Origin of the sequence: Paenibacillus albicereus (genome assembly GCF_012676905.1) — a bacterium.
GTDB lineage: Bacteria > Bacillota > Bacilli > Paenibacillales > Paenibacillaceae > Paenibacillus_O > Paenibacillus_O albicereus.
Map to the genome: position 1 here is coordinate 2,053,472 of NZ_CP051428.1, position 17,866 is coordinate 2,071,337.

At 50.5% G+C, this 17,866-nt stretch carries 20 protein-coding genes; 17 read left to right on the plus strand and 3 right to left on the minus strand.

Features of this window, described 5'->3' with window-relative positions; translation table 11 throughout:
* The first annotated feature begins 14 nt into the window (after positions 1-14).
* The 7 genes from HGI30_RS08890 to HGI30_RS08920 all read left to right on the plus strand — a co-directional run bounded on the left by HGI30_RS08890 (position 15) and on the right by HGI30_RS08920 (position 6,409).
* A complete protein-coding gene (locus HGI30_RS08890) occupies positions 15-1,406 on the plus strand; it encodes a relaxase/mobilization nuclease domain-containing protein (protein WP_021877805.1) in 1,392 nt (463 codons plus the stop codon).
* Positions 1,348-2,310, plus strand: coding sequence for a PcfB family protein (locus HGI30_RS08895; protein ID WP_069202417.1), 963 nt, complete (start codon positions 1,348-1,350; stop codon positions 2,308-2,310). The genes HGI30_RS08890 and HGI30_RS08895 overlap by 59 nt, the downstream gene beginning before the upstream one ends.
* Complete coding sequence (locus HGI30_RS08900; protein ID WP_048743968.1) at positions 2,307-3,209, plus strand: hypothetical protein; 903 nt, start codon at positions 2,307-2,309, stop codon at positions 3,207-3,209. The genes HGI30_RS08895 and HGI30_RS08900 overlap by 4 nt, the downstream gene beginning before the upstream one ends.
* A gap of 40 nt (positions 3,210-3,249) precedes the next feature.
* On the plus strand, positions 3,250-3,441 hold the full coding sequence (locus HGI30_RS08905; RefSeq protein WP_021877380.1) for a hypothetical protein: 192 nt from the start codon (positions 3,250-3,252) through the stop codon (positions 3,439-3,441).
* On the plus strand, positions 3,428-5,197 hold the full coding sequence (locus HGI30_RS08910) for a VirD4-like conjugal transfer protein, CD1115 family (RefSeq protein ID WP_048743973.1): 1,770 nt from the start codon (positions 3,428-3,430) through the stop codon (positions 5,195-5,197). Before HGI30_RS08905 ends, HGI30_RS08910 begins: the two co-directional genes overlap by 14 nt.
* Before the next feature lie 11 nt (positions 5,198-5,208).
* On the plus strand, positions 5,209-5,502 hold the full coding sequence (locus tag HGI30_RS08915; protein ID WP_256715116.1) for a glutamyl-tRNA amidotransferase: 294 nt from the start codon (positions 5,209-5,211) through the stop codon (positions 5,500-5,502).
* A 67-nt stretch (positions 5,503-5,569) separates the two neighbouring features.
* Entirely contained in the window at positions 5,570-6,409 is an 840-nt protein-coding gene (locus HGI30_RS08920; protein WP_228551416.1) for a VirB6/TrbL-like conjugal transfer protein, CD1112 family, read from the plus strand.
* A 21-nt stretch (positions 6,410-6,430) separates the two neighbouring features.
* Here the strand turns inward: HGI30_RS08920 and HGI30_RS08925 are convergent, their stop codons facing one another.
* Positions 6,431-6,766: a helix-turn-helix domain-containing protein gene (locus HGI30_RS08925; protein WP_036684668.1), complete on the minus strand. Its 336-nt coding sequence runs from the start codon at positions 6,764-6,766 to the stop codon at positions 6,431-6,433.
* A gap of 164 nt (positions 6,767-6,930) precedes the next feature.
* Between HGI30_RS08925 and HGI30_RS08930 the strand changes: the two genes are divergently transcribed.
* From HGI30_RS08930 to HGI30_RS08950, 5 genes are all read left to right on the plus strand, one after another.
* A complete protein-coding gene (locus HGI30_RS08930) occupies positions 6,931-7,116 on the plus strand; it encodes a hypothetical protein (RefSeq protein ID WP_021877385.1) in 186 nt (61 codons plus the stop codon).
* A 24-nt stretch (positions 7,117-7,140) separates the two neighbouring features.
* On the plus strand, positions 7,141-7,470 hold the full coding sequence (locus HGI30_RS08935; RefSeq protein ID WP_021877386.1) for a hypothetical protein: 330 nt from the start codon (positions 7,141-7,143) through the stop codon (positions 7,468-7,470).
* A 24-nt stretch (positions 7,471-7,494) separates the two neighbouring features.
* The gene (locus tag HGI30_RS08940; protein ID WP_049867107.1) at positions 7,495-7,860 is read left to right on the plus strand and encodes a PrgI family protein; all 366 of its coding nucleotides are present in this window, start codon (positions 7,495-7,497) and stop codon (positions 7,858-7,860) included.
* Positions 7,853-10,183 (plus strand): VirB4-like conjugal transfer ATPase, CD1110 family, encoded by a 2,331-nt coding sequence (locus HGI30_RS08945; RefSeq protein ID WP_021877388.1) that lies wholly within the window; start codon positions 7,853-7,855, stop codon positions 10,181-10,183. The genes HGI30_RS08940 and HGI30_RS08945 overlap by 8 nt, the downstream gene beginning before the upstream one ends.
* Before the next feature lie 202 nt (positions 10,184-10,385).
* On the plus strand, positions 10,386-11,090 hold the full coding sequence (locus HGI30_RS08950) for a recombinase family protein (RefSeq protein WP_407945017.1): 705 nt from the start codon (positions 10,386-10,388) through the stop codon (positions 11,088-11,090).
* A 16-nt stretch (positions 11,091-11,106) separates the two neighbouring features.
* Here the strand turns inward: HGI30_RS08950 and HGI30_RS08955 are convergent, their stop codons facing one another.
* The gene (locus tag HGI30_RS08955) at positions 11,107-12,783 is read right to left on the minus strand and encodes a multicopper oxidase family protein (RefSeq protein ID WP_021877391.1); all 1,677 of its coding nucleotides are present in this window, start codon (positions 12,781-12,783) and stop codon (positions 11,107-11,109) included.
* A gap of 68 nt (positions 12,784-12,851) precedes the next feature.
* Here HGI30_RS08955 and HGI30_RS23555 point away from each other — a divergent pair, with 68 nt between their 5' ends.
* The 4 genes from HGI30_RS23555 (at position 12,852) to HGI30_RS08975 (ending at position 15,816) form a co-directional block, all read left to right on the plus strand.
* Positions 12,852-13,211 carry a DUF1259 domain-containing protein gene (locus HGI30_RS23555; RefSeq protein ID WP_228551418.1) on the plus strand — a complete coding sequence of 120 codons (360 nt, stop codon included), beginning with the start codon at positions 12,852-12,854 and terminating at the stop codon, positions 13,209-13,211.
* Between the two features lie 282 nt (positions 13,212-13,493).
* Positions 13,494-14,918: an MFS transporter gene (locus HGI30_RS08965; protein WP_049867109.1), complete on the plus strand. Its 1,425-nt coding sequence runs from the start codon at positions 13,494-13,496 to the stop codon at positions 14,916-14,918.
* Positions 14,919-15,020: 102 nt separating this feature from the next.
* Entirely contained in the window at positions 15,021-15,359 is a 339-nt protein-coding gene (locus tag HGI30_RS08970; RefSeq protein ID WP_048743981.1) for a metal-sensitive transcriptional regulator, read from the plus strand.
* Positions 15,360-15,486: 127 nt separating this feature from the next.
* Positions 15,487-15,816 (plus strand): metal-sensitive transcriptional regulator, encoded by a 330-nt coding sequence (locus HGI30_RS08975; RefSeq protein ID WP_048743983.1) that lies wholly within the window; start codon positions 15,487-15,489, stop codon positions 15,814-15,816.
* Between the two features lie 186 nt (positions 15,817-16,002).
* On the opposite strand, the gene HGI30_RS08980 is transcribed toward HGI30_RS08975, so the two are convergent.
* Positions 16,003-17,247, minus strand: coding sequence for an IS110 family RNA-guided transposase (locus HGI30_RS08980; RefSeq protein WP_168907279.1), 1,245 nt, complete (start codon positions 17,245-17,247; stop codon positions 16,003-16,005).
* Between the two features lie 409 nt (positions 17,248-17,656).
* Here HGI30_RS08980 and HGI30_RS08985 point away from each other — a divergent pair, with 409 nt between their 5' ends.
* Positions 17,657-17,857: a cation transporter gene (locus HGI30_RS08985; RefSeq protein ID WP_048743986.1), complete on the plus strand. Its 201-nt coding sequence runs from the start codon at positions 17,657-17,659 to the stop codon at positions 17,855-17,857.
* Positions 17,858-17,866 lie beyond the last annotated feature (9 nt).

A 17,866-nucleotide genomic window follows, 5' to 3' on the forward strand; every position in this document is an offset into this window, starting at 1 on the left:
AGGGGACAGCGCACATGGCGACAACCGCAATATGGGACGTTACCGACCGCCTCAAGCGTGTGCTGGATTACGCCACCAATCCTGATAAGACCGATCAAGCGCGTGTAGCGCATGATGATTTACAGCAGGTGCTCGCTTATACCAGCGCGGATGCCAAAACGGAAAAACAGCTTTACGTGAGCGGGATCAATTGCGATCCGCTTACCGCTTACGAGCAAATGCAGCGAACCAAACGACAATTTCAAAAGACTGATGGCATTGTGGCTTTTCACGGGTATCAGGCGTTTGCACCGGGCGAAACGACGCCGGAGGTGGCACATGCCATTGGCATCAAACTGGCGCAGGAGCTATGGGGGGAGCGCTTTGAAGTCGTTGTATCAACCCATTTGGACAAGGAGCACTTGCACAATCATTTCGTACTTAATGCGGTGTCGTTCCTGGACGGTAAACGCTACTACGATAACAAAGCCTCTTACGCGCTGATGCGGCAAACATCCGATCGACTTTGCCGGGAGCATGCCTTATCGGTCATCGAGCAGCCGGAACCGGGTAAGGCCAAGCATTACGGTGAGTGGCGAGCGGAACAGGAAAGCAAGCCGACTTGGCGCGGCTTGATACGCGAGGACATCGACGCCGCTATCGCCGCTGCCATGACGATGACGCAATTTTTCGCGATCCTTCAGAAGCAGGGTTATGAAATGAAGTCGAACGTCAAGCATTTGGCGGTACGCCCGCCGGGCAAAGAGCGGTTTGTTCGATTGCGCAGTCTTGGCGACGATTACACGGAGCATGCGATAAAAGAGCGTATTCTGCAAAACCAGTTACCGCAGCGTCAGCCACCGATGCCGTTGCCGCGGCGCAGACGAGCCGTCATCGTTCGCAGTACCCTGCATATCGGACGTAGATTTAGCGGTCTGCAAGCCTTGTATCTGCGGTACTTATTCAAGATGGGGATTCTGCCTCATTCCCGCGCGTCCCTCAAACGGACGTCTTTTTTATTGCGCGAAGACTTACGATATCTGACGGCCATCACGGAGCAAACCAAGCTGTTATGCCGTCATCGAATTTTCAATACGGATCAATTGACGGGTTATCTTGACGGGCTGCAAACGGAATTGCGACAAGGATACGGCTCCCGCAAAATGCTGTACAACCGGCTTCGCCGCTGTCAGCTTCCCGAGCAAATCGAGTCGTATAAATCGCAAATTGCCGAACTTTCCCGTCAGCTTGCGAAGCTCCGAAAGGAGGTGAGGCTTTGTACGGGCGTTCTTGCCCGATCCGACGAACTGGCAAACAAGCTGCAACGTAACGAGGAAGACCAATCGACACGAAGGGAGGCCAATGTCCATGAGCAGCGGAACCGAGGCGGCCGATCAGGTCGTCAGCATGAGTCTTCGTGGCATTGAAGTCATGGCGAAAATTTCCGGCGAAGGCGCGAAGCATCTGGCTGTTTATTTGTTCGCCGCCCTGCAAGGGCAAAAACGAACAAGAGGCCGCATTCGTTTGGAAAGCTTGCTGCGCAGCGGTAAGGAACTGAAGGTATTTGCAGTACGAAATGAAGACTTGCCGACGTTTTGCAAAGAAGCGAAGCGGTATGGTGTCCTCTATTGCGCGCTGCGTGACAAGAAAAATGTGGACGGGCTTTGCGACGTCATGGTACGGGCCGAGGATGCGTCCAAGATCAACCGAATCGTTGAACGCTTCAAGCTGGCGACCGTAGATACGGCCAGCATCAAGCAGGAGATTGTGAAATCCCGCAGCGAGAAGCAGTCGGTCGAGCGTGAAGGGGCGGCGCAACCACCGGAGCAACATGCCGGGACACCCGAAGAAGGAGCCAACGAGTCGCCAGCTTCAAATGAGGGAGCGGTAGTGAGCGAAGATTTTTTGGACGATCTGTTGGGAAAGCCCGAGCCGGCGGCGGAGGTGCAGCCGGTAAACGAGCAGCAGGGAACCGATCAACCGGCGGCCGAGGCGTGGGAGGTCGAGCGAACGGAACCGGAGCGTCCGCTTCCCCTCCCGCCGACACAGGAGGAGAGGACAACGGAACCATCCTCTCCGTCCGCGCCTACCTCCGAGCGCAGCGCGGCATACGAAAGGGTTACGATTGACCCTGAAAAGCCGAAGGAAAAAGTGTCCGTCCGCCAATTGCTGCGTGAAATTCGGGAGGAAAACCGGGCGGCAGAGAGCAGACGGCGGCAGCAGGTGCAGGAACCGTCGTTGCCTAAGCGCAGAGATCGCGGGAATTCGGCGTCCGGCAGTAAAGCATCCGTTCCGATGGCCGGGAGTCGAAAGCGAGGGAAATCGAAATGAGCGAACTGGACGAGTTATTCCAGCCCCAAGTCACGACGGCCTCCGGTCAGCGTGAGCAGCCGTTCGACAAAGAAGCGTGGGCGCAAAAAAAGCAAGAACTGCGGCAGTGGACGTATGAGACGATTGATACTGCCACAGCCGCCATTACGCAAAACGGCGAACAATTTCAGCATTATCTGGACGTACAAAGCCGTTTTGATCTCTACAGCGTCGCGAATGCGCTGCTTATTTTCGCGCAGCGCCCGGATGCCACTCGCATTGCTGATTTTGATAGCTGGAAAGAACAAGGCGTCTATATCCGTCGCAAGGAATCCGGATTTTACATCTTGGAGCCAGGCGAGGAATACAAGCGAGAAGATGGGAGTACCGCAATCAGCTACAACCCCAAGAAGATGTTCGATGTTGCGCAAACAACCGCACCGAAAAAGGAATCGCCGATCTACCCGGATGACCGCACGCGCATCAAGGCATTGATGGACCGCTCACCTGTTACGATTACGATTGGAGATGCCTTGCCTGCGGAGGTTCATGCGCTCTATCAGCCGGATACGCGAAACATCGTGATACGTCACGGGCTTGGGGCCAGTGACATTTTTCGGGCGCTCGCACAGGAGTTGGCGCATGCGGAGATTGATCGCGGCCATAACGACTACAGCCGCTCCCATTACAATTTCCAAGCTTATTGCGCTGCGTATATGCTTTGCAAAAAGTTCGGCGTCGAGACGGCTTCTTTCCGCTTCGGCCAGGTTCACGAACGGCTCAAGGAGTTGGAGCCGCAGCATATTCGCGCCGAGCTGACGGTGATGAAGGATGCGGCACACGACATTTCCCGTCGTATACACCGTATGCTGGCCCAGCAGCGACAGCAGCAACCGAATCGCAGCGATTCCATCCGCTAGTCGTGGCATGCTTTTCATTTTTCTGTTGGGAGGAGTGGCGATGAAAGAGGAAGAACGCATCCTGAGAATGGATCATTACGAGCATGGCATTGTCATCAACGCCTTGAATGCGCTCCGCAACGACTTGATCGGCCAGCAGCGGCCGACCGATCCTGTTGACGATTTACTGCTCAAAGCGATTGACGCTCCCTATCAAAAAATAAAGCGCCGGAGTCATCATGCGGCGCGCTGAAACCGCAAGGAGTAATCTTTTACTCTTTGCGGTTTTTTTTATTCCGGTCGTGTGGGCGGCGCTGCTTGCCGCCCCCGCTTTGTCAAAGGGATTACCGGCACTTCTGCTGTATCTCAGCGAGGCGATTAACAATCCCTTCCAGATTCAATGGGTCGAGGATACGCCGCGAAGCTTGTTGCTGTTCACGTTGATTTATGGGATTTCGGTCGGCATCTACTTGGCGTCCCCGCGCAACTATCGGCGGCGCGAAGAGCATGGCAGCGCACGATGGGGCAAGGCCGGACGGATAAATGCCAAGTATCGCGACAAGCAACCGGAACAAAATAAGATTCTGACGCAGCAGGTACGCATCGGCTTGGATGGCCGCAAGCATCGCCGGAACCTGAATGTTCTTGTCGTCGGCGGTTCCGGGTCCGGCAAAACGCGGTTTTACGCCAAGCCGAACGTTATGCAGGCGCATACGTCCTTTGTCGTGCTCGATCCCAAGGGCGAAATTTTGCGCGATACCGGGCATCTACTCAAGTCCGAAGGCTATGACATCAAGGTGCTGGATCTCATCAATCAACACCGTTCGCATGGCTACAATCCATTCGCCTATTTGCAAGACGACAAGGATGTTCTCAAGCTGGTCACCAATCTGATCCGCAATACGACACCGAAGGGCAGCAATACCAACGATCCCTTTTGGGAGCGATCCGAGACCGCCTTGCTGGAAGCGCTCGTGCTATACCTCCTATATGAAGCACCGCCCGAGGAGCAAAACTTCCCAATGGTCATGGAAATGATCGCGGCTGCGGAGGTGCGGGAGGAGGACGAAACGTACCAAAGCCCGCTCGATGAACTATTCGAGCGGCTGGCCATGCGCGATCCGGAACACCTTGCCGTCAAGCAGTACAACATTTTCAAGCTGGCGGCGGGCAAGACGGCCAAGTCCATTTTAATTGGCCTCGGCGTTCGATTGGAGAAGTTCAATTTGCATACGATTGCGGGGATGAGCATGGTCGACGAAATGGAATTGCCCGTTATGGGGGAGAAGAAGACGGCGATGTTTGCCGTCATTCCCGATAACGACAGCAGCTTCAACTTCATTGTCGGCATGCTCTACACGCAGCTTTTTCAATGCTTGATGTACGAGGCGGACTATCGGCATGGCGGACGCCTGCCGGTTCATGTTCACTTTGTCATGGACGAGTTCGCCAATGTAGCGCTTCCCGACGAATTTGACAAGCTGCTCTCCACGATGCGCAGCCGGGAAATTTCCGTTTCTATCATTTTGCAAAATTTAGCGCAACTCAAGGCGCTGTACAAGGATGCGTGGGAATCGATTGTGGGCAACTGCGACGAATTTTTGTACTTGGGCGGCAACGAACAGTCTACCCACAAATACGTCTCGGAGCTGCTTGGCAAGGAAACGATTGATACCAATACCTACGGCCAGAGTAAGGGGAGAAACGGCAGCTACTCGATCAACTACCAGCAATCAGGCCGCGAATTGCTCACACCAGACGAGGTGAGGTTGCTGGATAACCGCTTTTGCCTGCTCTTTATCCGTGGCGAACATCCAGTCCAGGACGACAAATATGATTTGCTCAGGCATCCTCATGTCTCGCTCACGACGGATGGTAACGGTCTTCCCTATCAGCATGGCGGCACGGAACACGCTTTGGACTGGCAATCCGTGTTCCTTCATGCAGACGGGGATTATGAACTTCTTTCGGAAGAAGAAGTAGAGTCGCTATTTTTACGAAGGGAATGATGAACTTGAAAATGAAAACGAAACGGCTGCTGGCCCTGTACATCGTGCTGATCTTAACGGGAACTGTATTCGTCTCCACTGCTTATGCAGAGGGCGATCCGATGACGACAGTCAACAACCTGTCTACTTTTATCTTCGGTTTAATCCGTGCGATTGGCATGATTATTCTCGGTTTCGGCATTGTTCAAATTGGATTGTCGCTAAAATCCCATGACCCTTCTCAGCGCGCAAACGGGTTTCTGACGCTCGCCGGAGGGGTCATTATTACGTTTACGAAGGAAATTCTTACCCTGATTGCCGGATGAGCCTGAAGCTTTGCATGAAGGGGGGCGGACGTTTCGTCTGTTCCCCGTTTACGGAAGGGGTGAGCATGTGTCAAAAAACAGTTGGGTGATCGACAACCTCGAAAATGCCTTGGATACCTGGAACGATAAGATGAATGAAATCTGGAGCCTCGTTACGCAATCGCCAGCGGATTTTAAGGGTGGGGGCGTTTGGCGTGTCATCACAGATATTCACGGTGCGTTGCAGGCGACGGGACTGGCGCTTCTGGTCTTGTTTTTTGTGATTGGCGTGGTGAAGTCGACCGGCAGTTTTGCGGAAGTGAAAAGGCCGGAGATGGCCGTCAAGCTGTTTATCCGCTTTGTGCTCGCCAAGGCGGTCGTAACCTATGGTCTGGAGTTGATGATGGCTCTCTTTACGATTGTACAGGGGATCATCTCAACGATGATGGGACGCTCCGGGTTTGGAACGACAGAGGCTATGGCCTTGCCGGATACGGTAGCGCAAGCGATTGAAGACGTTGGCTTCTGGCAAAGCATTCCGCTGTGGATCGTCACCATTCTCGGCAGTTTGTTCATTACGGTGCTATCCTTTGTGATGATCCTTTCGGTGTACGGGCGCTTTTTCCGTATCTATTTGTATACGGCAATAGCCCCCGTTCCGCTGTCCGCATTTGCGGGGGAGCCAAGCCAAAATATCGGCAAGTCGTTCCTGAAAGGATACGCGGCAGCGTGTCTGGAAGGCGCGATTATTGTACTGGCGTGTATCATTTATTCCGCCTTTGCTACCGCTCCTCCAGCCGTCGATTCTAGTGCGGGCGCGGTTACGATGGTGTGGACGTATATCGGGGAACTCATTTTCAACATGCTCGTTCTTGTCGGTACGGTGAAGATGGCAGATCGTATCGTGCGCGAAATGATGGGACTGTAATCACCTTGTGAATGATGGGAGTTATCGGATTGCGGTCAAAAATAGCTTCAATAGCGCCAGAGCATCCTTGCGCTGCTTCTCTGTGCATTGATTGAGCGCAGCCATAATCAATGCCGTTTCATCGTAAGGTGTGGCGCTCTCCTCTTGACCCAGGAGCAATTCATTAGGAGAAAGCTTGAGCAAATTGCAAATACTGAACATCGTTTCAATGGACATCCCGGCTTTACCTCGTTCAATATCGGCGCAAAATCTTGGGACCCGTCCAACTCGTTCAGCCAGTTGTTCACGAGAAATTTCCAATGCCTCTCGTTGCTTCCGAATGCGTTGCCCCACCTTCTTTTTATCGTAACCAATCATCAAGCGTCACCTCTTTACAGGGGTTGAGTTTATAACTCCCATTATGGAGGAGTACACAATTGACATAAATGAGATTAAAACTTACCATCGAAGTAGTCTTCTAACATACACCGTGTTTCATTCAAAAATGTCGGCTCTCACAATAAAAACGGGAGGATGGATAAATGAACGAATTGTTAAGAGAGCTGGAAGAGGAGCGGCGAAAGCTGAATTCGCTTGGTGAACAGTTAATAAAGCAATCCATTTCTTTATCCGGCCATCAAGCATTTCAAGAGCAAAGTCAGAAGGTCGATCAGCTAGTAGCCTGCTATCATCACATGAAAGCCAAGCAGAAGCAGCGGGTAAGGTAAAAGAGTTGTGGGGGGAAGCAGGTAATGGAAATTCCACCGTGGTTTCGAACAGCTATTCAAGGTCGATTGGACTACGTTTCTGCACGATTCGAGCATCATCCTGATCTCAAGCGTGTTCGTGCTGAAGAAAAGAAGGCTTTTCAAGTCTTGTTTGTTGGTATGGATATTGGTCGTATGCCTGAATTTGAAGCTTGGGAGGACAGACATCATTTTAAACAATCGATTATCAATGAGTGGTTATATTTGCAAGGGATGAAGGATGGCTTTCAGCTTGCTGTGGAACTATTGAGCAATCCTGTGCCATTTGATGACGACACACTGTTCAAACCTGAAAGCAACGAGCCTGAGGCGTAGACTGCTCATCCGGGAGGGATAAAAGTGGAAGTGAAAATCAACCGGGAAATCCGGGATTATACGGAAAGCTTGTTCTTCGGACTGTCCTTGCGGCAGTTCTTTTTTTCTGTTCTGGCGGTCGCAGCGGCAATTGGACTGTATTTCGGGCTGCGCAGTCATTTCGGACTGGAAACGCTCAGTTGGATGTGCATATTGGGGGCAGCTCCCTGCGCCGCGCTCGGATTTATCTGCTATCACGGTATGACGGCGGAGCAACTATTGTGGGCGTATGTGAAGTCGGAGTTTCTGATGCCAAGACGGCTTGTCTTCCGCTCGACCAACATATACTACGAAGCGCTGAAAGGAAGCCTGCACAAGTGTGAGCAAGAAAGGATGAAGCGCAATGATTAAGACGCTCAGGCGCACCATGAAGCAGGACAAGGAACGGTCTGTTATTCCCAAAAGCGTACAACAAGCGATCCCGATCCGCGCCATCTGGCCGGACGGGATTTTTGCTGTCGGCAACAAATTCTCGAAGTCGTTCCGTTTCGCGGACATCAACTACGCTGTCGCATCGAGAGAGGACAAGGAGACGATGTTCCTTTCCTACTCCGAATTGCTTAATTCTTTTGACAGCGGCGCGACGACGAAGATTACGATTCACAATCGGCGGCTGAATCAGGCAGATGTGGAACGTTCCATTCTTATTCCGCTCCAGCACGACGGGCTGGATGTGTATCGGCAGGAGTACAACGACATGTTGCTTGGCAAAGCGACGGATGGCAACACCAATGGGACGATTCAAGAGAAATACATCACCATCTCCGTGGTTAAAAAGAACGTGGATGAAGCTCGCCATTACTTCGCGCGGGTCGGCACGGAGTTGACGGCGCATTTCTCTCGTCTCGGCTCGAAATGTACCGAGCTTGATGCGACTGACCGCCTGCGCATTCTGCATGACTTCTTCCGGATTGGCGAGGAAGCCGATTTTCGCTTCGACATGCAGGAGATGATGCGCAAGGGACACGATTTCAAAGATTACATTTGCCCGGACACCTTCGAGTTTGCCAAAGATCATTTTCGGATGGGCGAATACTACGGTCGGGTCATCTTTCTGCGTGATTACGCCAGCTACATCAAGGACAGCATGGTAGCCGAACTGTGCGACTTGAACCGCAACTTGCTGCTGTCGCTCGATGTGATCCCGATTCCGACCGACGAAGCTGTCCGTGAAGTGGAGAATCGACTGCTCGGCGTGGAAACGAACATTACGAATTGGCAGCGACGGCAAAATCGCAACAACAACTTTTCTGCTGTCATCCCTTACGACATGGAGCAGCAGCGCAAAGAGAGCAAGGAATTTCTTAGCGACCTGACCACACGCGACCAGCGGATGATGTTTGGACTACTTACGATGGTGCATGTCGCGGACAGCAAAGAACAACTCGATAGCGATACGGAGACATTGCTCACTACGGCCCGCAAGCATTTGTGCCAGTTTTCCACGCTCTCCTATCAGCAAATGGACGGTTTGAACACGGTGCTGCCGTATGGGCTGCGAAAGGTTCATGCTTTGCGGACGCTCACGACTGAAAGTACGGCTGTCTTTATCCCGTTTCGAGCGCAGGAGATCATGCATCCAGACGGCATTTATTACGGCCAAAACGTCATCAGCAAAAATATGATCGTCGCCAATCGAAAGCAACTGCTTAATGGAAACAGTTTTATCCTTGGCGTATCCGGTTCCGGTAAAAGCTTCGCCGCGAAACGGGAAATCGTCAACCAGATATTGGCGAGCGATGACGACATTATTCTGATTGACCCGGAGCGGGAGTATTCCGCTCTGGTAAATGCGCTGGGTGGCGAGACGATTCATATATCTGCTACTTCGTCGAACCATATCAATGCAATGGATATGAACCGGGATTATGGCGACGGAGCCAATCCGATCATTCTTAAATCGGAATTCGTCCAGTCGTTGTGCGAGCAGTTGATCGGAGGACATCAACTTGGAGCCAAGGAGAAGTCGCTCATCGATCGCTGTACCGCCGCTGTGTACCGCAAGTATTTGCGGAGCAACTATAAGGGACAGCCGCCGACATTGCAGGATTTTCGCGCGGAGCTGCTCAAGCAAGCAGAACCGGAGGCGCAGGACATCGCGCTGGCCATTGAATTATTTACTTCCGGTAGTCTGAATACGTTCGCCCAATCGACCAACGTCAACGTCCACAATCGGCTGATTTGCTACGATATTCTCGACTTGGGCAAGCAGCTTCTTCCCATCGGCATGCTGGTCGTACTCGACAACATCTTGAATCGGATTACGCAAAATCGCGCCAGAGGCAAGAATACGTTTATCTTTATTGATGAAATCTACCTTCTGTTCCAGCACGAATATAGCGCCAACTTTCTTTTCACGCTCTGGAAGCGTGTCCGAAAGTATGGCGCTTTTTGCACAGGGATTACGCAAAATGTGGACGATCTGCTGCAAAGCCATACAGCCCGCACCATGCTCGCAAACAGTGAATTCATCGTCATGCTGAATCAGGCAAGCACCGACCGGATGGAGCTTGCCGAGTTGCTCAACATTTCGGATCTGCAACTGTCTTACATTACGAATGTTGACGCCGGGAATGGTCTGATGAAGGTCGGCAGCTCCCTCGTACCGTTTACCGACAAGTTCCCGCGGCACACGAAACTGTATGGCCTAATGACAACGAAGCCCGGAGAGTAATGGATAAACAGCAGTAGGCGGCTGATCGCAAACAGGATCAGCCGCTTAAGCACTAATATACATCTCTCATGGACTCTTCACCAGTAAATCTTGGCTGTTAGGAAACTTACAATGTTCTGCCGAGCATTCGCATTCCATAGTTTCTGTCACTTCTTTACAAAACATTAATGGGTAGTTTATCCAATTCATCATTTCAAATTGCATGCTTTTTGATACATATTTTTTTGCTCTGTTTATACGTATCAAAATGTATCGGGTATCGGCAAAAGACCAAAATCCGGAACGGCAGCTCGTCAAGTTCCGGGAGCTGGGCGTTGATGAAAGATACATATTTGTTGACAAGCAGAGCGGCAAGGATTTTGAGCGGCCGCGCTATCAGGCAATGCGTCTGATGATTAGAGAGGGCGACCTGGTTTACCTGGATGCGCTGGATCGGCTGGGCCGAGATTACGACGGCATAATTGCCGAATGGAAAGCCATTACACGAGAGATCGGCGCAGACATCGTATGTCTGGATAACGAAACGCTGTTCGATTCCAAAAAGTTCAAACAAATGGGTGATTTCGGCAAAGTCATGGAGGACCAGTTTTTAAGCCTGCTGGCATATGTGGCCGAGCAGGAACGGAAAAAGAATCGGCAGCGGCAGGCGGAAGGGATCGAAGTTGCCCGAGCGGATGGCGTAACGTTCGGGAGGCCAAGGCAGGAAATTGACGATAAGTTTATCCGGACATACCGGGAATGGAGAGCAGGGCAAATCACGGCAACCGAGGCTATGCGAAGAATTGGTATGAAAAAACCGACGTTTTACCGGCGGGTGAGGGAGTATGAGGGAGCAAATGGACAGAACAAGCAATCGCCCGTTGCTTCAAAGGACGATGCAGAGAATGGGAATCAGGGGATGGCTTGAAGCCATCCCCTGGTCATTATTCCGGTTTATTCCCTGCATTCGGGTCTGCAACAAAATTTGTCTTATAGTCTGTATATTTCAGCTCCGTTACCATGCCGGCAGAAGCATGATGCAGATCATGACAATGGAACATCCAGTTCCCTTCATTATTTGCTTCGAATGCGACAACGTATTCTTCGCCCGGCTTCAAATTCAACGTATCCTTTATGATTGGAGATCCTTCAAGCGGTTTCCCGTTCTTGCTTAGCACTTGAAAGAAGTGACCGTGCAAGTGCATCGGATGGTCGTCAGTTTTCGAGTTATTGACAAGGCGAACCTTGACGGTATCTCCTTTTTTGACGTTTATCGGTTCGGTTTCCGGAAACGTTTTTCTGTTTATGGTGTAGACCATTTCGCCGTTTTTCATTTCGGTGTTCAAATTCATCGTGTATTCCAAATTATACTTCTGATCTAACTTAAAGTTGGCTTTGCCCACTTGGCCGTAACGGCTCATATCGACAGCCGTCAGCTTCTCTGCTTCATTCGCTTTGTCGGAACCGGCGGGAGCTCCTTCATAAGCAATCGTGGCTTTCATCCCTTTAACAGCAGCTTTGTCGCCGTGGTCCTCGATCAACCATTGGCCCGGATTGCTGGCGACAAATTCAATATCGTAACGCTCTCCTGGAGCAATACTTACGACATTATCATTCAGGATACCTGGATTGTTTATAGGTTGTCCGTCGGTAGCAATAACTTTGAATTCATGTCCGTGCAAATGAATTTGATGAGACAGAAAGCCCGCATTAATCAAACGGATTCGAACTTTATCTCCTTCCTTAACAGGGAGCTGATCTACCAGCGAACCGGATTTTCCATTTATGGTATACAGATCGTACATGCTCATATCGTGTCCCATATTCATGGAACTATTATCGGTATTGGTCGACGCTTTGTTTTCGTTCCCCATATTCATCGTACTGTGATCCATGCCCGACAAATTGCCAGACATGTTCATGCTGGATTTATTGTCTTTGCCATCCGAACTGCCCATATTCATTTTGCTATGATCCATTTCCGACATGTTGCCTCCGGACATATTCATGCCGGACATTTCTCCGGAGCTCATCCATTCATCGAGGACAAGTGTATAATCACGGTCAACGTCGGTACCTTCTTTCGGTTCAACGATGAATGCCCCATATAATCCGCGATCCAATTGATTCACACTATCCTGATGGGAGTGGTACCAATAGGTGCCAGGGACATCTGCTTTAAACTCGTACGTAAACGACTGACCTGGTTGAACGGCATTTTGCGTTACGCCCGGAATGCCGTCCATAGCGTTGGGTACAGGAACGCCGTGCCAGTGAATGGTGACTGGCTCGGGCAACTGATTTTTCAGATTGACTTTTATCGTATCTCCTTGCTTAACCCGAATTTGTGGACCAGGAACGGAATTGTTGAATGTCCAAACCGGCAACGTTTTTCCAGGAGCAATTTCCTGATTGCTTTGGGAGGCAGTCAAATTAAATTCTTTTCCTGTTAATACAACGGACTTTTCTGTTTGAGTATTTGTCGTCTTCGCAGTCTCCTTTGTTCCCTCCATATTCATTTTCGAGTGATCCATTCCGCTCATCGAACCGGAACAACCAGCCAATACAACAGATAAAGCTCCGACTGCAATTATACTTTTGAGCTTCCAGCTAAGCTTCATTCATATTCATTCCTTTCTGTATCTGAACTTCCTATAGATCAATCATAGCCGAAGCCTATGTAGAACTTTTGAAGAAGCGAGAAGGAGTTCGCAGAGACAGGTTTATTTCTTTATACTTCAGTACACCGATTTGTGAAGGTAGGCATAAGCTGATAAAAAGATACGCGAGGCTTGCTCCTCATTCCATGTGGTCCTTTGAATCAATGGATTTACAAGGAAGGACCTTAAACTTGGGGGAAACGGCACTTCTTCAGGATGAAGTTTATCCGTTTACCTGGAATTTGCAAAAAAACGGAATCATGTTATCCACCTTGCATAATCACTGGTTAATGAACAATCCAAATCTAGTTTATGCGCATTATACTTCTGTTGAAGAGACGCTTTCTTTTGCAAGGAAGGTGGCAGAAGGCTACAAGGTGTTGCAGTAATTTGATAATTAATGTTCGGAATTAGGAAGATAACGTTTTCCCGGGCGCGTGAAGGAGTAGTCAGTCTTAAAAACATAGTGTTCGGAATTTTGAAGGCCGGCGAAGATATATAATTGCGAAGAGGCAACTCCTACGTTAGGGGCTGTCTTTTTTCAATTTGCGTGAACAAAAATCGCTTACAAAATCTTCTTGACAAATAGGGTAGGGGGCTATACTATTTTATCGAAGGTGGTCAGTGCACTGACCAAACCAATTCAAAATTTCAGCAAGGAGGAAATCAAAATGTCAACGCAAGCAAATGTAATTGCAGCGCCGGATGCACGAAGATGGAGAGCCTTATTTTTGCTTTGTCTCGCACAATTCATGGTGATTATGGATACATCCATTATCGGGGTGGCGCTTCCGGCTATAAAGGAAGCGCTCGGCTATTCTCAAGATAACCTGCAGTGGATATTCAACGCATATGTTATATTCCTGGGGGGCCTTATGCTCCTTGGCGGACGCCTATCTGATCTGTTTGGCCAGCGAAGAATGTTTATGCTGGGCTTTCTCATTCTTTCCATGGCGTCTTTGCTGGCCGGTCTTGCCTGGTCGGAGGCAGCGATGAATACCGGTAGAGCCCTGCAGGGGCTAGGATCGGCGTTCATTTTGCCAGCCGCGCTGACGATTGTGATGATTTTATTCAGTCATAACCCGAAAGAACTGAATAAGGCGCTCGGTTTTTGGGGAGCCTCAGCGGCAGCTGGTGGTACGGCGGGAGTGTTTCTTGGCGGTGTCATTACCGAGTGGCTCAGCTGGAACTGGACATTCCTCATCAATATCCCGGTAGGGATATTCGCATTGATTTATAGCATGAGGGTTCTTCCAGCCGGAGTTCGTCAGAAGGGGAGCGTTGATGTTATCGGCGCGCTGGCGATCACAGCGGCGCTTGTGCTCGCTGTTTATGCTATTGTTACGGCGGAGCAAGTTGGCTGGGGATCCGTTCAGACGATTACCTTGCTTCTTATTGCCGCATTGCTGTTATTCGTATTCTTTGTGATTCAAAAAGTAAAGAGAGAGCCCCTTATACCGCTTGGCATATTTGCCGCGCCGAACTTACTTGTCGGCAACATTGCTTTTGGCCTGCTGGCGGGTGCGTGGATTCCGTTATGGTTTTTCTTGAATTTGTATTTGCAGCAAGTATTGCGGTTCTCAGCATTTGCTGGCGGCGTAGCTCTTGTCCCGATGACGGTTCTAGTCATGGTTGTCATGATCGGATTAACGGGGCGTTTAGTCGGACGATTTGGTTTTAAAAGCATTCTGGTTATCGGGCTTCTTGTTCTGGCAGGCTCTCTGTTCCTGTTAGCTGGCTATACGCCGATCAACGGGAACTTTGTGGCCAATGTGCTTCCGGCATCTTTGCTGGGCGCACTGGGAATGGCGCTTGCCTTCATCCCCGGCACTATTGCTTCGATGTCAGGGGCGAAGCCAGAAGAAACGGGCCTCGCATCAGGGATCGCCAATACAAGCTATCAGATCGGTTCTGCGATTGGTCTTGCCATCATGTCTGCGGTGGCAGCCTCCTGGACAGGCGGGCAGCTTGAGCAAGGGGCAGAGCAAATTGCCGCACTGAATACCGGCTTCCATGCGGCGTTTATCGGCGCGGCAATAGCCGCAGTCGCAGGCGCGTTCATTGCGCTACTTTTCTTACGGAAACCGAAGCAATAAGAATTTGACGATGACGATTCAGCTTCGGCTGGGTCGTTTTTTGTTTTCTTTGTATAGGGTAGGGGGACTATGGTACAATAGTGAGAGAAAGGAGTGATTTGGATGGAGCAACTTACGCAAGATGATGCCCAGACGCCTACCCACGATTCATGCTGCACGAACGGACGGCAAAGTCACCATTCTGAAAAGACGAAAAACAATTTGATAAGCCGCCTCAACAGAATCGAAGGTCAGGTTCGGGGGCTTAAAGGTTTGATTGAGAAGGATACTTACTGCGACGATGTGCTAAATCAAATTTCATCGGTCCAGTCCGCATTGAACGGTGTAGGAAAACTTCTTTTGGAGCACCATATGAAGAGTTGTGTGATCGAACGTATTCAAGATGGAGAGAACGAAGTGATCGACGAGCTCCTAGTCACCATTAATAAGCTTATGAAATAAGGAATGGCCTGGGATTCGTGAGAATCCCTTTTGTTTGGATTCAAAAATAGGGTTGGGGGGTAATGTAAAATAAGTGTTGACACATATAGTATAGGGGGGTATACTATAAATCAAGGAGGTGCTGACGATGGACGTTATGGAAGTGAAGGCTGAAGAAGCATGCTGTTCGTCCGAAGATGGCCGAAGAAGTCACCATTCACTTGCCGTAAAGTCGGACCTGACCGTTCGCCTAAATCGTATTGAAGGGCAAATTCGCGGTGTGAAAGGCCTCATTGATAAAGACACTTATTGCGATCAGGTGTTAAATCAGATCGCCGCCATCCAAGCTGCACTAAACGGCGTGCGAAAAGTTCTTTTAACAGGACACCTTAAAGAGTGTGTGGTGGAGCGCATCCAACAAGGCGATGCCGAAGTCGTAGATGAGCTGCTGCAGACCATTCAAAAGCTGATGAAATAAAAACCAATAAACAGTCAAAGTCCAGCGGTATGATGTCAAGCCCCTGATCCGTTAGATCTGGAAATTTTCTTGGCTGTAAAGCGTATCAGTCACGAAAAATAGGCACATCCAATCAAACCCAGTCGAAAATCAAGCATAATTCCAGATTTTAACTGGGAAATTGCATGGACTTTAGCAAAGGAGGCGTTAATCCTTCGCGGGCGTCACCTTCCTTCGCGGCGTATAGAGTTGGCCGTTGCGTAGCAGCACATCGACCAGACGCACAAGCTTTCTTGCCGTTAAGACGAGGGCGCGTTTGTGTTGGTGCTTGGGTACTTCCTTGTATTTCTTCCGGTAGTACGCGCCGAATTCTTCATCGCGGTTCTTCACCGAGTTGGCAGCTTCAACCAGGTAATAGCGAAGGAATCGGTTGCCGGATTTGATGCGTTTCGTATCCTCGGCTTCAAACGGTCCAGATTGGTGCCTGCGCCAGGTCAGGCCTGCGTATTTGGCTACAGCGGCCTGATCGCCGAAGCGGTCGATGTCGCCAATTTCCGCGAGAATGCCGGCGGCGTACACCCGATCGATGCCCGGGATCGAACGCAAGCATTTGGCGCCAGGGATGCCGTCCAGAATCCGCTCAATGGCCTTGTCTAGGTCCTTCAGCTGGGACTGGATGCTGCGAATCGCTTGAATGGACGTGCCGAGCACCAGGTCGATGGAATCCTCGACGACTTTCCCAAGGCGGTACGAGGCGCGAGCGGCTTTCTGAATGCAGCGCGCGACATTCTCGGGGTCAGGGAAGCGATTGCGCCCCTTGTCCCGCAGATAGTCAGCTAGATCAGCGACCTCCATGGTCGCGATGTCATCGAGACTATACTTCTCGGAGAGCATCTCCATGAGCGCATGACCGAATACGGAGCTCTCCACTTCGGTGGTAAAGGCGTTGCATTTGTAGAACAGGTTTTGCAAGAAATATTGCTTCTCGCGGGTCAGGTTGTGGATCAGGTGAAACCGCATGCGCGTCAGGCGCTGGAGCGCAACGTACTGCTCCTGCATGACGACGGTGGTCGTCAGCCTGCCGAAACGAAGGCGGTCCGCGATGACCCAGGCATCGAGGCGGTCGGTCTTATCCAGATCCGAGTAAGCTTCCCTGAACTTGCTGACCAGCTTCGGATTGATGGTGAAGACTTTGGCTTTGCGCTTCTGCAGCGCGGCATCCTGATGCATGTACATCGCCGGATGCCAGCTATAGACCGATGTCGCTTCCAGACCAATATGGATCTCGGATGACACGTGCTTGTCCGCTGCAGCAACAATACGATCACGCAGATAGGATGCGCCTTCGAGATTGTTTTTTACGGTGAGCGTCTCGAGCTTGTCGCCATCCGAATTCATGAAACACGCTTCCAGTTCTTGCGAACTGACGTCAATACCGACAAACAGCTTCAAAATAGAATTCCTCCTCTCTATAGGGGATTCAGGGAATGGACGCTCCGGGATGCCTCCGGCGCACACGCAGATCAATCACCCTCGCCTATAAGAACACGCTTCGGTCCATGAGCTGCCCCGGTTTGCTAAGCCGGGCATGGGGTGTCGAAGGGAACGGCCAGCGGGTCAGAAGCTCAGACGCGTACCGGAGAAACAGACTTTGGATGTAGACGATGCTACAGGAGACAAAAGAATTTCCCCGAATGGACCCTACGTTCCATTGTCCAGAGGCATGCCGGAAAGTCCAGTCCCATTTCAATTTTCAAAGAACGAAGCACTGGGAATTTGGAAGGCGTTTTCCAGCTCCCTCGGGGGCTGGAAGCTAGCCTTCAAAAGCTTTCAAAACATACTATACGAGGAGAATGAATCCATGAAAAATGTAACGTTGAAAGTTGAAGGTATGTCTTGCGGACACTGTGTCAATTCGATTGAAGGGGCTTTGAAAACAATTGGGGCAAGCGGCAAAGTCGATCTCTCGGGAGGAACGGTAGCTGTAGCGTACGATGAAAGCCAACTGACGATAACTGCCATTAAGGAAGCTATTGAAGAACAAGGATACGACGTAGTGTAACGAATCGGA

Bases quoted from the DNA above. Each gene is read 5' to 3' on its own strand.
- HGI30_RS08905 (WP_021877380.1), top strand. From the start codon at position 3,250: ATGAAAGAGGAAGAACGCATCCTGAGAATGGATCATTACGAGCATGGC.
- HGI30_RS08915 (WP_256715116.1), top strand. From the start codon at position 5,209: ATGAAAACGAAACGGCTGCTGGCCCTGTACATCGTGCTGATCTTAACG.
- HGI30_RS08950 (WP_407945017.1), top strand. From the start codon at position 10,386: ATGCTTTTTGATACATATTTTTTTGCTCTGTTTATACGTATCAAAATG.
- HGI30_RS08965 (WP_049867109.1), top strand. From the start codon at position 13,494: ATGTCAACGCAAGCAAATGTAATTGCAGCGCCGGATGCACGAAGATGG.
- HGI30_RS08895 (WP_069202417.1), top strand. From the start codon at position 1,348: ATGAGCAGCGGAACCGAGGCGGCCGATCAGGTCGTCAGCATGAGTCTT.
- HGI30_RS08945 (WP_021877388.1), top strand. From the start codon at position 7,853: ATGATTAAGACGCTCAGGCGCACCATGAAGCAGGACAAGGAACGGTCT.
- HGI30_RS08900 (WP_048743968.1), top strand. From the start codon at position 2,307: ATGAGCGAACTGGACGAGTTATTCCAGCCCCAAGTCACGACGGCCTCC.
- HGI30_RS08985 (WP_048743986.1), top strand. From the start codon at position 17,657: ATGAAAAATGTAACGTTGAAAGTTGAAGGTATGTCTTGCGGACACTGT.
- HGI30_RS08970 (WP_048743981.1), top strand. From the start codon at position 15,021: ATGGAGCAACTTACGCAAGATGATGCCCAGACGCCTACCCACGATTCA.
- HGI30_RS08975 (WP_048743983.1), top strand. From the start codon at position 15,487: ATGGACGTTATGGAAGTGAAGGCTGAAGAAGCATGCTGTTCGTCCGAA.
- HGI30_RS08935 (WP_021877386.1), top strand. From the start codon at position 7,141: ATGGAAATTCCACCGTGGTTTCGAACAGCTATTCAAGGTCGATTGGAC.
- HGI30_RS08955 (WP_021877391.1), bottom strand. From the start codon at position 12,783: ATGAAGCTTAGCTGGAAGCTCAAAAGTATAATTGCAGTCGGAGCTTTA.
- HGI30_RS08890 (WP_021877805.1), top strand. From the start codon at position 15: ATGGCGACAACCGCAATATGGGACGTTACCGACCGCCTCAAGCGTGTG.
- HGI30_RS08910 (WP_048743973.1), top strand. From the start codon at position 3,428: ATGCGGCGCGCTGAAACCGCAAGGAGTAATCTTTTACTCTTTGCGGTT.
- HGI30_RS08930 (WP_021877385.1), top strand. From the start codon at position 6,931: ATGAACGAATTGTTAAGAGAGCTGGAAGAGGAGCGGCGAAAGCTGAAT.
- HGI30_RS08925 (WP_036684668.1), bottom strand. From the start codon at position 6,766: ATGATTGGTTACGATAAAAAGAAGGTGGGGCAACGCATTCGGAAGCAA.